The following is a 13817-nucleotide window of genomic DNA, read 5'->3' on the forward strand; positions in this document are numbered from 1 at the left end:
ACTCGCTTCTTGTACTACTTCTGTCTATGTAAATCTTTCAAAGAACTCTTTCTTTTCTGCCTTGCGAGCTTGTCTTCTCGTTTAGCGGGTGCAAAGGTACGAACTTTTTCCGAACCGCCAAAACTTTTCGGGGAAAATTTTCATTTGTTTAAGGGGTATTTTTACACCTCTTGACATATATCAAATGGAAGACACCCATACACCTTATTATATATTATAAGGAAGAGCCACATTACGACTAAGCAACGGTTTTACTACGACTAAACCCCGACTTTACTACGGCTAACTCCAGGCAAAGCGTTAATTTCTGATAAAACGATGGTTGTTGACGGAAAAATGCGTACCTTTGCACCTTATTAATATAAAGAACAAAAGAAGATGTCGACGATATTACATATAGAAACCAGTACTGACGTTTGCTCCGTTGCCGTATCGGAGGATTCGCATGTTATCTTTGAGCAGGATGACCACAGCGGCCCGAACCATGCAGAGCGACTTGGTACGATGGTGGATGAAGCCCTATCGTTTACTGATAACCATGCCATCCCTTTTGATGCTGTTGCCGTGAGTTGCGGTCCCGGCTCTTATACAGGGTTGCGTATCGGTGTGTCGATGGCAAAAGGTATCTGCTACGGCAGGAATCTGAAATTGATTGCCGTTCCGACGCTGGAACTGCTGTGCGTACCCATCTTGCTCCGTGAGATGGTGGAGGAGGACGCCCTGCTTTGTCCGATGCTCGATGCAAGGAGAATGGAAGTTTATGCAGGCATCTACGACCGCGCATTAAAACCCGTCAGGGAGATTGGCGCAGACATTGTGGATAGCGAAACTTATAAGGAGTATCTCGACCAGCGCCCCGTTTACTTCTTCGGCAACGGTGCCAAAAAGTGTATGGGGGCCATCAGTCATCCGAATGCCCACCTGATAGAAGGAATTGAGCCCTTGGCCAAGTGGATGCAGCCTTTGGCAGAAAAGCGGTTGCTGGGCGGGCAGACGGAAGACGTGGCCTATTTCGTGCCTTACTATCTGAAAGATTTCGTGGCCAAGATGCCGAAAAAACTGCTTTAATGGAAAAAAGAAATAACAAACGCGATATGGATATCAAAGGATTAGACTACAACACGCAACGCGAGAAGCTTATCATGCCTGAGTATGGCCGTGAGATTCAAAAGATGATTGCTTACGCCTGTGAGTTACCAACAAAGGAAGAAAGACTGAAATGCGCCCAGGCCATCATCAGGCAGATGGAGACGAGGAATCCACTGTTGAAGGACAATACCAACTACGAGCAGACGCTCTGGGACCACCTCTACCTGATGAGTCATCGAGAGTTGGATATTGACTGGCCCTATGACATCTCTGGTGCCGACAAGATCCTCTCGAAGCCTCAACCCATGAAGTTGCCCAAAGAGCGCGTCAAGTTGCGCCATTACGGTAGGCTTGTGGAAGAGTTGTTTGAGAAGCTGAAGACCATGCCGGCAGGAGAAGAGCGCGACGCGCTGACCTTCTATACGGCCAACCAGATGAAACGAGACCTCGCCACATGGGGCCATGGATCGATGGATGATGAGCGCGTAGCCAATGATCTGGCACACTTCACTGATGGCATTATTCAGCTGGACCTGAACAACTTCAGGTTTGAGAAGCTAACAAGTACCGACGAAGGAAAGAACAAGAAGAAAAAGAAATAAATGGCATCATTCATCATCGAAGGCGGACATCTGCTGCAAGGTTCTATCACACCGCAGGGAGCTAAGAACGAAGCCCTGCAGGTGATTTGTGCCTCTTTGCTGACAGATGACGAGGTCACCATCCACAACATTCCCGACATCCGCGACGTGAACAACTTGATTCAGCTGTTGCGAGACATTGGTGTGAAGGTAAAGGCAGAGGAGCCCAGATCCTCAGGCACATTCACCTTCCAGGCTGACAGCCTGAACCTCAACTATCTCGAGAGTAATGAGTTTGTGCACAAATGTGCAGAGCTTCGAGGTAGTGTAATGATGATTGGGCCATTGCTTGCAAGGATGGGCAAGGCCGTCATTACCAAGCCTGGCGGTGACAAGATAGGACGCCGCAGGCTTGACACCCACTTCCTCGGCTTTGAGAAATTAGGGGCCAAGTTCAACCATGTGCCAGGGCGCGATGTCTATGAGATTGCAGCCAAACATCTGAAAGGGGCCTATATGCTGCTTGACGAGGCATCTGTGACAGGTACTGCCAATATCATTATGGCAGCAGTCTTCGCCAAAGGGACGACTACCATATACAATGCCGCCTGCGAACCCTATATCCAGCAACTCTGTCACATGCTGAACCAGATGGGTGCTAACATCAGCGGTATTGGTTCCAACCTGCTGACGATTGTGGGTGTAACACGTCTGCATGGTGCAGAGCACAAGATTCTGCCAGACATGATTGAGGTTGGTTCATTCATCGGTATGGCAGCCATGTGTGGCGACGGCATCCGCATCAAGAATGTCTCCGTGAAAGACCTCGGCATCATCCCTGACGCTTTCCGTCGTTTGGGTGTGAAGATTAAGGTTGAAGATGATGACCTGGTGATTCCTCGTCAAAAGCACTATGAAGTGCCTTCCTTTATTGACGGTACCATCATGACACTGGCTGATGCCCCTTGGCCCGGCCTGACGCCAGACTTACTCTCTGTACTCATCGTTGTTGCCACACAGGCTCGCGGCTCAGTATTGTTCCATCAGAAGATGTTCGAGAGTCGTCTGTTCTTTGTCGACAAGCTCATTGACATGGGAGCCCAGATTATTCTCTGCGATCCTCACCGTGCCGTCGTTGTAGGCCATGACCGTAAGATTACCCTCCGTGGCGGTCGCATGTCGAGCCCTGACATCCGTGCAGGTATCGCCTTGCTGATTGCAGCCATGAGCGCAAATGGAACAAGCCGTATTGAGAACATTGAGCAGATAGACCGTGGCTATGAGCATATCGAGGCCCGTCTGAATGCCTTGGGAGCGAAAATAACCAGAAGTGAATAATGATTAAGAGAGAAGAGGTATATAAAATCGGTAAGCTGGGCAAAGTGCACGGCATCAAGGGAGAGATCAGCTTTCTCTTCGATGATGACGTGTTTGACCGTACTGATGCCGACTACCTGATTCTTGACATTGACGGCATTCTCGTGCCATTCTTCATTGAGGAATACCGTTTTAAGACCGACAGCAACGCCCTGATGAAGTTTGAAGGGATGGATACACAGGAACAGGCCAGAGAACTAACGGGCTGTGATGTATATTTCCCACGCGAGTTAGCCGACGGAGACAATGACGGTCTTTCATGGGCTGCCCTTGTAGGCTTTGAACTCGTACAAGCGCAAACAGGGGAAGTTGTCGGCAAGATCGCTTCCATTGATGACACGACCATTAATATCCTCTTTGAACTGGAAAACGGCAAACTGATTCCTGCCTCAGAGGAGCTAATCACCAACGTAGATACAAAGAAACAACAAATAGAAATTGAATTGCCGGAAGGCATCTTGGAATTATGAAGAAGCAAATAGCCATACTCGGTTCTACCGGGTCTATCGGAACACAGGCCCTCGAGGTTATTGAGGAACATTCAGACCTGTATGAAGTATATTGTCTGACCGCCAACAACAAAGTACAGCTATTGGCAGAACAGGCACACAAGTTCAAGCCTGCAGCCATTGTCATTGCCAATGAGCAGCGCTATGACGAGTTGAAATCGCTCATGAGCGACATGCCAGACGTAAAGGTATATGCCGGTGCCAAAGCTCTCGACGAAATTGTGGAGGCTGGCCCCATTAACATGGTACTGACGGCTATGGTAGGATTCTCAGGACTGAACCCCACCATCCATGCCATCAAGGCTGGCAAGACCATTTGCCTGGCCAACAAAGAGACGCTGGTTGTGGCTGGAGAGTTGATTCTGCAACTGGCCCAGCAATACCACACCCCCATCCTTCCCGTCGATAGCGAGCACTCTGCCATCTTCCAGAGTCTGGTCGGCGAAGACCAGAATCCCATCGATAAAATCTTGCTTACTGCCTCTGGCGGTCCATTCCGTCTGAAATCGATGGAGGAGATTGCTCACGTAACCAAAGCTGACGCCCTGCGTCATCCGACATGGGACATGGGTGCCAAGATAACCATTGACTCCGCCTCAATGATGAATAAAGGTTTCGAGGTGATTGAGGCCAAATGGCTCTTCGGTGTTGATGCCAAGCAGATTCAGGTGCTTATCCACCCGCAATCGATAGTACATAGTGCCGTTCAATTCCAGGATGGCAGTGTCAAGGCCCAACTCGGCGTACCCGACATGCGTCTGCCCATCCAGTATGCCTTCTCTTTCCCCCAGCGTCTGCATCTGAGCGGTGAGCGTCTGGATCTCTTCAAGGCACAGCATCTGGAGTTTTTTGAGCCTGACCTGAAGAAATTCCGTTGTCTGGCTCTTGCTTTTGAGGCCATCGACAAAGGCGGCAACATGCCATGTATCGTGAACGCCGCTAACGAGATTGTCAACCGCGGCTTCCTCGAAGACAAATGTGGGTTCCTGCAGATGGGCGACATTATCGCTGAGACCATGCAACGCGCCACCTTCGACAAGAACCCTTCATATGACACCTATATTGCGACGGACGCAGAGGCGCGCCGTATCGCCACAGAACTGATGAACAAATAACAATTAGATTAAGGTAAAAAGATTATGGATATATTTCTGATTCGTCTATTGCAGTTTATGCTGGCAATAGGACTCTTAGTGCTGCTCCATGAGGGTGGCCACTTCTTCTTTGCCAAGCTCTTCGGAGTGCGCGTCGAGAAGTTCTATCTCTTCTTCGACCCCGGCATTTGGAAATGGGATGGTTCACTATTTAAATGGAAGCCTAAGAATAGTGATACACAGTATGGTATCGGTTGGCTCCCCCTTGGCGGCTATTGTAAGATAGCCGGTATGATTGACGAGAGTTTTGACACCGAACAGATGAAGCAACCCGAACAACCATGGGAATTCCGTTCCAAGCCAGCCTGGCAGCGCCTGCTCATCATGATTGGCGGTGTGCTGGTAAACTTCCTCCTCGCTCTCTTCATTTACTCGATGATACTCTTCTATTGGGGTGACACCTACATCCCTGTAAAGGACATGACGATGGGTATGAAGTTCAATGCCGAGGCCAAAGCCTTAGGCTTCAAGGATGGCGATATCCTGATAGGTACAGAAAAGGGAGCCTTCAAGGATTTCTCAGCCGATCTCTATCGTGATATCAGCGAAGCCAAGCGTGTAGACCTGATTCGCGATGGCAAGGAGATGGCCCTGAGCCTTCCCGGTGACATCAACCTGTTGGGTATGCTCAAAGCAGAGCCCTCTTTCGTCCGTCCGCTGATTCCTGCTGAGGTCGACAGCGTGATGGCCGACTCCCCTGCCGCCTCCATGGGCCTGCAGAAAGGCGACAAGATCGTTGCCATCAACGGTAAGCCCATCGACAGCTATAATGAATTCACTGATCAGCTGGGAATCCTGGAAGACATGATGACCGCAGCCAAGACCCAGGCCGATAGTCTGAAAGTACGTACGGCTACCATCGTCATCGAGCGCGAGGGACTTGCCATGAGCAATACCGACGATAAGACGGCGGTACCAGCTACTGTTCGTGACACTGCAACCGTTACCCTGACACCAGAGTTAAAACTGGGGTTCTTTGTTAAGAGCCTTGCTGGCCTCTACGAGCCCTATACACGTGAATATGGTTTCTTGGAAAGCATTCCAGCTGGCATCGAGTACGGATGGAACGTACTGGCCGGTTATGTAGGAGACATGAAATACGTGTTTACGGCTGACGGTGCCAAGTCTCTTGGTGGTTTCGGTGCTATCGGCAGCCTTTTCCCACCCATGTGGGATTGGTATCTGTTCTGGAAGATGACAGCCTTCCTCTCCATCATCCTAGCCTTCATGAACATCCTGCCTATCCCCGCCCTTGACGGTGGTCACGTACTGTTCTTGTTCTATGAGATGATTACACGTCGCAAACCTTCAGAGACATTCATGATCCGAGCTGAATACGTTGGCTTCGGACTGCTGATACTCCTGATGGTATTCGCGAACCTCAACGATATACTGCGCTGGTTAGGTTACATGTAAGTTTTTAAAGAGCGAAAAATACGCAAAAGCATCATTTTTGCTGTAGCGCATTTAATATCAACAAGATACAAGAGTGATAGAAAAAAGACATCTATCACTCTTTTTTTAATGCCCTCACTCAAAGTAAAACAAGTTGTTTTACTTTGTAAAAGACTATCTCCAACAGCGGAAAAGACTATCTCTTAGAAGGTAAAACAAGTTGTTTTACTATTGAAGGCATTAAAGATAGCCTTGCAAGAACTATTACCTTGCCCGTAAGATCAATACGAATGGAAGCTCTGCCATTGGCAGCCTGTATACGACTCGAACCCGTGTTTGAGCCTTCGTCTTGATGCATAAAGCCATCACCAATGAGTGAGAATTCAATCCAGTCTTTGGAATCCAGGCAAGGGGTACCTGCTTGATCGCAAATCAAAGCAGTCACCAAACCATTCCGATAACTCAATTTGATCTGTGCGGGAGCACCCCACTTTTCTGTTTGATATTCACAGGTTATCTCATCGGTAAGATGAGGTGATACCGCACGAATATGGTTTTCTCCAGCAACAAACGGCACCTGCCAATGGAAGCCTTGTGCCGGATAGTCAGTCAGACAACGCTGTTTCTTACCATACGAGACACCATTCACAAACAGCTCTACCTCGGGTTCATTCGAATAAACAAGCACTTCTTTCTGTTCACCCTCGTTGCCCCAGCGGATGGGCCAGGTGTGACCGTAGATATGAAGCATGGGCTTATCGGTCCAATAACTCTGGAACACATAATAGCTCTCCTTAGGTGTTCCATCGCGCTGGCAAACACCTTTCTGGTTGACATAGGGAATAGGGTTATTAGGGCGCAAAGGCGTACAGAAATCCTTAAATGTCCAGAAGGCCGAACCCGTCAGGTTATCCATCTGTGCCTGTTCCTTCAGATGCCAATCAAATAATCGCACGATATAACTCTCCGACCAGTCGCCATTCCTATCGCCGGCCTCTATATCAAAACCGCCCTCTGCATGGCGGCAGGCATGGCTGTCACCTCCCCACTCGGCATGCAAGAAACGTGGGAAGCGCTTAATGGCTGCCTGCTCCATCTCACGATAGTCGGTAGACTTGCGGGCATACCAGCCAGCCCAGATGGATGGCGAATAGACATCGACTATATCTGCGCAGAAATCACAGCGGCGGATGGTAGTCATGCGGTGAGGATCGAGCTGGTGTGCCAAGGTATTCAGCGAGGTCATCAGTGTTCTGATACCAAGGGTATCCACCTTGTTTCCGAAGTCGCCGGGCCAGTCGTTCTCATTACCCAGTCCCCACAGGATGACCGATGGATGATGGCGGTGCTGATTAATCATATTACGGAGCATACGATGAGCTTGTGCCTGATAGCGCTCGCCACCCACGCCGCCACGGCACCAGGGAATCTCTTCCCACACCAACAAGCCCAATGAGTCGCACAGCTGCAGCACCAGATCATTCTGCTGATAATGCCCCAGACGGATGAAATTGGCACCCATGTCCTTGATTTGTTGCATCTCGCGACGAATCTGCTCATCGGTCATCGCCGCCCCTACCCCGGCATGGTCTTCATGCCGATGAGTACCATTAAGTAACAACCGTCGGCCATTAAGATAAAATGGGCCATGCTCCTTGAACTCAAACGTACGTAACCCAAACCGTTTCTCTATCCGTTGCTCACCATAACGGATACGTGCCGTGTAACATTGCGGGGCATCCACATCCCAAAGCATAGGATGTTTTATCGTTATCGGCTTTCGGTTATCCCCTCTATATACCCGCTTTCCATCAGGTGCGATGATTTCTACTTGGAGCGGATACTGCTGATCGACGGTAATCCGGTTTCCCCACACATCAATACATACATCTTCTATATAATCCTTAGGCATATACAGCAGATTGACGTGGCGATATAATCCACCATAGAGACAGAAATCCGAGAGATTAGAAGGTATCATCTGTACATCACGACTGTTGTCGCATCTCACGACTACCGGTATCGGTCCGTTTCCGAAACGGGTGATGTCAACTGTCCATCGGTCATAGCCACCGACATGCGTGCCGACAAGCGTGGTATCCACATACACCTCGGTTTTCTGCCCGGCTCCTTCAAACTCCAGCAGAGTGTGACCCTCGGGATAAGGATTCTCAATCCGTAACGAGGTGCGATACCAGCCTGTGCCCTGATAGTATTTCGCATCAGGATTCACGCCGTCAAGGGCATTATAACAATGGGGCAAAGTCACATGCTGCCACTCATTGGCTGCATCCTGACGGGCAAACAGCCAGCCTGTATCAACACGAAGTTTGACCTGCGCGCTGGCAGAAGAAGCCAGCACACAGGCCGTTAGTATGAATCGAGAAAAAAAGGTTTGCATCACTATAGTTTTCTAATTTTGATAGCCGACAGACAGCCCTTAGGACTGAACGAAACGGTCATATGATTATCAGTATTATCAATCAGATATCTGCGACGGAAAGCAGCGAAGGGCTGCGGCGACGCCAGATTGGCATCCATCAGTTGACCATTCGCAGATACGGTAAAAGCACCTGCGCTTGCAGCACCCTCACTTTTCCGGTCCAGGAGATAGGCACTCTCCGTTTGGGGGGTGCATGTATCAGTCCAAAGCAGTTCCAGTTCGTATTGCCCTGCGGGAACATCGAAGCGATAGGCCTCCATGCCCTCACGCATGGTCTGATAGAGTGGTCCGTCTGCAGTAAGTTTGATTTCCGTCTGTGTCTGTATGGCTTTGCCACCAATAAAGCCCCAACCAGTCTCGCCATAAGGCTGATCGGGCAGCCAAGTAACGCCTGAGGCATCTGACTGGAAATGACAGTTACTACCAATATTCACAGCAATTTCACCTAAGGGCTGCGCATATTTTACGTTAGCCATATCCCCGATACCGCCAGCAATGGCACGTAACGTGTTTATACCATCGGCAAAATCCACATCGAACACAGCCATACTGTTTTCTACCTTCTTTATGCCTAACGAGCGACCGTTATGTATCAGTTCGACAGCCGACTGATTCGAATATACTTTCACAGCCATCATGCGCTCAAGCGAAGTACGCTCCAACCAATCGCGCACGGCAATGTGGACCACAGGTTTCTTCACCCATGAGGCCTGGTAATAATAGTAAACATCCTTAGGCCTTCGGTTGTTAGCGACTAAGCCTTTGTTGTTGATTCGAGGCATCGACTCATCACGGTTGGCCGAGGCAAAATCAATGAAATTCCAATAAGCCGCCCCACAAACATAGGGTGTTTGTTCTATCACTGGCAGATAATGCTCTGCGTAACGCTGCTGATAGTCCATCGAGAAATCGAATGCAACGGCGTTTTTAGGATTGTGCAGTCGGAGGTCACTGCCAGCTCCATACTCACTTACGATGACTGGGTGACCAGGTTGGTCACGATGTTGTCTCTCCAGGAAGCGCTCAAAGTCGGTCATATCAGAGCCATACCAACCCTGATAGAGGTTCCAGCCCACCACCTGAGGGACATCACTCAAACCCAACTTATTATAATCGTTGCTACCATGAAAGGCCATCACACTCACACGCGTCGGATCTTCTTCATGAACGATCTCTTCCAAACTACCAGCCAACTGGAGCGTACGCTGAATGGCAGAATCGAGTTGTGCACCTTGATAACGGCGCTGTGTCTGCAACAGGATTTCATTCATATACCCCCAGAGAATCACAGACGTATGATGCTTATGCTGACGAATCAACTCACGCAACTGACTCTCGCAGTTTTTGGCAAAGGCTTCGCCCTCGGGCACCATATCCACAACAGGTATCTCTTCCCATACCAGCATACCTTCGCGATCGCACATTTCCAGTAGGGCGTCGTCCTGTGGATAATGTGCCAGGCGCACAAAGTTCACGCCCATCTCCTTCATCAGTCGGAAGTCACGACGATGCTGATCATCATCGAGCGCTATGCCGAATGGCTTCTGATCCTGGTGGATACACACACCATGCAGTTTATATGGATTACCATTCAACAAGAAACCCTGCTCAGCATCAAAGGCATACCAGCGGACGCCTACGACTCGTTCCTGACGATCGTAGACCACTCGGCCATCCTTACTCTGCAAGTTAACTACTACTTTATATAAATAAGGTGATTCTGGCGACCATAACTGTGGGTTCTCGGGGAGTGGCAGAATCACTTTGGTGCTATCATCCGCCTTGCTACGGCTTTGCGATAGAACATGGCTTTCGGCATCCAATAACACACATACCACCTCACAGTCCATAGGCTCAGCCACCCTACAGTCAACCGTCACGTTGCAAGTATCAGCAGTCACGTTCACGCCATCCACCACCTCAAAATGCTTTGGCGCCTTTTCTATCAGCCACACATCGCGGTAGATACCGCCCATAAAGGTGAAGTCGGCCGAGATGGGTGCGATGGCATCATCCTGATTAGACACTTTGACCTGAAGCGTATTACTACCATCGTGCAGATAGGGTGTGAGGTTAAAGGCAAAGGCCGTATAACCGCCGATGTGCTGACCAACGGGATGTCCGTTAACCAGCACTTCAGCATGTTTGAAAGCAGCATCTATCTTCAGCCACGTCTCAAGGGTGCTTCTCTCCCACATCAACTGCCGTTCATAAGTAAAAGAGCCCTTTTGGTAGTCCTTCACCGTATAGGCATCGACATTCCAGGTATGTGGCAGGTTAACGGGTGTTCCCTCGAATGTCCAACCATCGTTAAGGGTCTTCACCGATGCTCCCGCTACCGCAGAACGTGAACGGTGCAAAGCCTCCAAGAAATAATAATCAGCATAGTTGATAGGCACATCAATCTCATCTTTAGCAGGATAGTTGCCTGTTGAATGGAGTAGCAGGAAGCCTTGCATAGTACCAGGTTCAGAACTATATTTTGACACCAAAGACGAGATGATTTTATCAGCGACACGCCGATACTCCTTAGCTTGTTCTGCATCCGAATAGGTTGCCAACTCATAGAGTCCTGACGCAAAGACAGCCGCAGCCGATGCATCGCGAGGCGCATTGGGTATAGCAGGGTCGCGCATATCCCAATAAGGAATCAGGTCCGCCGGCATGTCCTGCTGAGAGAAGAAGAAACGCGCAATCTTCTGAGCCTGGCGCAGATAAGCCTCATCATGGGTATAACGGTAGCACATGGTGAAGCCATATAAGCCCCAAGCCTGCCCACGACTCCACACCGACTCATCAAAAAGGCCTTGATGGGTGATGCGCTTGATGACCTTACCATCCTCGGGATTGTAGTCTACCACGTGGTATGACGAGCCATCCTCACGGAAATGATTATTCAGGGTCGTGTTAGCATGGCTCACCGCCATATCGTAATAACGTTTATCGTTAGTAAGTCTCGATGCCTCAAACAGCAATTCCAGGTTTATCATATTGTCGATGATCACCGCAAACTTCCAGCGGTCAGGCGTGCCCCAGCTCCAGCTGCGGATACAGCCAACCTTCTCGTTGAAGCGTGTGGCGAGTGTCTTAGCCGACTGGATGACGACATCACGATAAGCCTGTTCGCCTGTCAGCCGATAGGCCTGACCAAACGAGTTATACATCATGAATCCCAGATCGTGCGTACCGTCATGATACTTAACGTCCTCAATCATCCAGGTGTTTTCTGCCGCTTTATCACGCCAGAAAGCATCATGCGAGTACTCATACATCTGCCACAGCGAACCAGGAAAGAAGCCCGAGCACCAGTCGCGCATGCCAACCAGTCGCAATGAGCCATCCTTCTCCACACATCGTGGCATTATTCTGCTTTTGTCCTTAGAGTCCCATCGGGCTTTCTCTGTATTCTTCAAGAGGCAGCGCAGTTGAGTATCAGCAGCAGCAAAGGCATTGTCAATGCTGTTTGGTTTGTAATACAGCAGAAAAAAACGATCAGCAAAGCGCTTCACAATATGCTGCTGCGCCAGCCTCAGATACTCATGACGCTTCGAATCCAACAGATACAGGCGATAGAGATCCTTGGCAAACTGGTTCTGCTTATTGTCCCACTCGCTAATCTGCTGATAAGGCCACTCCTGAACCTTCTTCCCTAGATACTTCGCCAGGAAGTCGGCCGCTTTCTCCAACAGCGGAAGTGCTTCCGGCTGCATGTTGAACGACGCTGCACGTGCTATCTGGAACACATCGATGATATGACTCAGGTTATACTGCGAATAGCCGAAAGCTAATGTGCGACGCAGCTCACGGGGCTGCCTGCCATCAGGTTCTATCTGTGGCACCATTCGCCTCGTAAAGAACTCGCCCAGATATTCTCTGAGCACCTTTTGGTTACCTACATATTTGGCGTAGGCTATCACCTGAACGTCATGGGCCGTCGAATGATTATTCAACTGCAGTCCTTCTTCTATGCCCTGTTTGCTTGTAAGTATCCAATTAAGGAACTGAGAGAACCACTGCTTCATGGCTTTTGAGTCGTTGGCGGTAAACGACTTAGAACGTTCTAGCAACAGCACCGCGTCAAGCATCTCTACAAACGAATAGCCATCAATCACACCATAGCAGCGCCCCTTGCCGTCAAACTTTCCCGGGATGATCTGGGCATAGTCTAGGTTAGGATTCATGCGAGTGGCCTTATCCATAAACCACACACGCAGCTGCTCCACAGCTTTCTGGGCATAGCGCTCATCGTTGCTATAGTACCATGCCAGCGAAAGAGTGGTTACGCGTCCTGCCATCTCGGCCAGTTTGGGACGGTCGTAATTCTCGAGTTCAGGGTTCGACTCGCCATCACGGGCGATGTAAGGCAGTCCGTCCGGTTCGTTCGGATCCGGCCAATAGTAGCGCGACAGACTCATATAGTCATGCTTGCTGCCACTAACCGGAGCTTTAGCCTTCATCATCACTGATACAGGCTGTACCATCATTAGTCTGTCGGCCTCATCTGTCAGTTGGTGATATGCCGTAGCATAGGCAGGCTGTTCCAGGCAGGATTTCACTTGGGCAAGGTGGGCGCAGTCCCAAATAGACTGCGCACTTGCCTTTACGACTAACAAAACCAACTGTATGAATACAACTAACCTATAATTCCTCATATCATCTTTAATTTACTGGATCGTTACTTTCACCTTATAATTCTGCGTAAAGCAATGTACCTCATACTGGCTGTTAATGTTGTTTGGCGTATAGATGACACCATCAGCCGAGCCATTCGAGATTCTCACCTTACCATCGGCGTCTACATCCTTCGGATCAAAAGTAGTAACGGTAACATCGCCCTTAGCACCGTTAAGTGCCTTCAGGTAGATGTGCTGCACACGATGGTTATTGGTAGCATCAGGTCCAGTAAGCTGCCACGTCATACCGAAAGCACCTTTAGCATTGGGCTGAAGCTGATTGCCGTTACCATCGACTATCTGGAAGTCTGTGCCCAAAGTCAGTTGGGTGTCTGCATAATAGAAAGCCTCAGCATCGAAAACACGGGAGCCAGCGCACCAGAACTGAACAGGAATCTCTACCGTCTGTCCTTGAGCAACGGTATAAGTAACACCATTGTTCAGGCGGCCCCAGTCTTCGAATCCAAAGTAGAATACATTCTCTGTCTCCGAGTTGTCATTTCCCCAGGCATCGTCACTACAGCTTGAGAGCGAAATGCCAAGAATCATTGTGCACAGAGCACAAGCGATTGGATATAATATCTTTTTCATAAATA

At 49.4% G+C, this 13817-nt stretch carries 9 protein-coding genes; 6 read left to right on the top strand and 3 right to left on the bottom strand.

Annotated features, from left to right (window positions below; translation table 11 throughout):
* Window positions 1–378: 378 nt before the first annotated feature.
* The 6 genes from tsaB to rseP are packed head-to-tail and all read left to right on the top strand — an operon-like array spanning window position 379 to window position 6126.
* Window positions 379–1068 (top strand): tRNA (adenosine(37)-N6)-threonylcarbamoyltransferase complex dimerization subunit type 1 TsaB, encoded by a 690-nt coding sequence (tsaB, locus tag BMY16_RS04895; RefSeq protein WP_091840565.1) that lies wholly within the window; start codon window positions 379–381, stop codon window positions 1066–1068.
* Window positions 1069–1094: 26 nt separating this feature from the next.
* A complete protein-coding gene (locus BMY16_RS04900) occupies window positions 1095–1691 on the top strand; it encodes a DUF4290 domain-containing protein (RefSeq protein WP_091841017.1) in 597 nt (198 codons plus the stop codon).
* Window positions 1692–3008, top strand: coding sequence for a UDP-N-acetylglucosamine 1-carboxyvinyltransferase (gene murA, locus BMY16_RS04905; protein WP_091840567.1), 1317 nt, complete (start codon window positions 1692–1694; stop codon window positions 3006–3008).
* The gene (gene rimM, locus BMY16_RS04910) at window positions 3008–3517 is read left to right on the top strand and encodes a ribosome maturation factor RimM (protein ID WP_091840568.1); all 510 of its coding nucleotides are present in this window, start codon (window positions 3008–3010) and stop codon (window positions 3515–3517) included. Before murA ends, rimM begins: the two co-directional genes overlap by 1 nt.
* Window positions 3514–4671, top strand: a complete 1158-nt coding sequence (locus BMY16_RS04915) for a 1-deoxy-D-xylulose-5-phosphate reductoisomerase (RefSeq protein WP_091840570.1) — start codon at window positions 3514–3516, stop codon at window positions 4669–4671. The genes rimM and BMY16_RS04915 overlap by 4 nt, the downstream gene beginning before the upstream one ends.
* Before the next feature lie 24 nt (window positions 4672–4695).
* Window positions 4696–6126, top strand: a complete 1431-nt coding sequence (gene rseP, locus BMY16_RS04920; protein ID WP_091840572.1) for an RIP metalloprotease RseP — start codon at window positions 4696–4698, stop codon at window positions 6124–6126.
* A 175-nt stretch (window positions 6127–6301) separates the two neighbouring features.
* Here the strand turns inward: rseP and BMY16_RS04925 are convergent, their stop codons facing one another.
* The 3 genes from BMY16_RS04925 to BMY16_RS04935 form a co-directional block, all read right to left on the bottom strand.
* Window positions 6302–8506, bottom strand: coding sequence for a glycoside hydrolase family 2 protein (locus tag BMY16_RS04925; RefSeq protein WP_091840574.1), 2205 nt, complete (start codon window positions 8504–8506; stop codon window positions 6302–6304).
* Window positions 8507–8508: 2 nt separating this feature from the next.
* Entirely contained in the window at window positions 8509–13104 is a 4596-nt protein-coding gene (locus tag BMY16_RS15965; protein ID WP_411267765.1) for an alginate lyase family protein, read from the bottom strand.
* 108 nt (window positions 13105–13212) lie between these two features.
* The gene (locus tag BMY16_RS04935) at window positions 13213–13812 is read right to left on the bottom strand and encodes a hypothetical protein (RefSeq protein ID WP_139207125.1); all 600 of its coding nucleotides are present in this window, start codon (window positions 13810–13812) and stop codon (window positions 13213–13215) included.
* Between the last annotated feature and the right edge of the window lie 5 nt (window positions 13813–13817).

It is taken from the genome of Prevotella sp. ne3005 (genome assembly GCF_900110085.1).
In the GTDB taxonomy this organism is placed as follows: Bacteria; Bacteroidota; Bacteroidia; order Bacteroidales; family Bacteroidaceae; genus Prevotella.

Excerpts from the sequence above, each read along its gene's own strand:
- tsaB (WP_091840565.1), top strand. The coding sequence starts at position 379 with ATGTCGACGATATTACATATAGAAACCAGTACTGACGTTTGCTCCGTT.
- BMY16_RS04900 (WP_091841017.1), top strand. The coding sequence starts at position 1,095 with ATGGATATCAAAGGATTAGACTACAACACGCAACGCGAGAAGCTTATC.
- murA (WP_091840567.1), top strand. The coding sequence starts at position 1,692 with ATGGCATCATTCATCATCGAAGGCGGACATCTGCTGCAAGGTTCTATC.
- rimM (WP_091840568.1), top strand. The coding sequence starts at position 3,008 with ATGATTAAGAGAGAAGAGGTATATAAAATCGGTAAGCTGGGCAAAGTG.
- BMY16_RS04915 (WP_091840570.1), top strand. The coding sequence starts at position 3,514 with ATGAAGAAGCAAATAGCCATACTCGGTTCTACCGGGTCTATCGGAACA.
- rseP (WP_091840572.1), top strand. The coding sequence starts at position 4,696 with ATGGATATATTTCTGATTCGTCTATTGCAGTTTATGCTGGCAATAGGA.
- BMY16_RS04925 (WP_091840574.1), bottom strand. The coding sequence starts at position 8,506 with ATGCAAACCTTTTTTTCTCGATTCATACTAACGGCCTGTGTGCTGGCT.
- BMY16_RS04935 (WP_139207125.1), bottom strand. The coding sequence starts at position 13,812 with ATGAAAAAGATATTATATCCAATCGCTTGTGCTCTGTGCACAATGATT.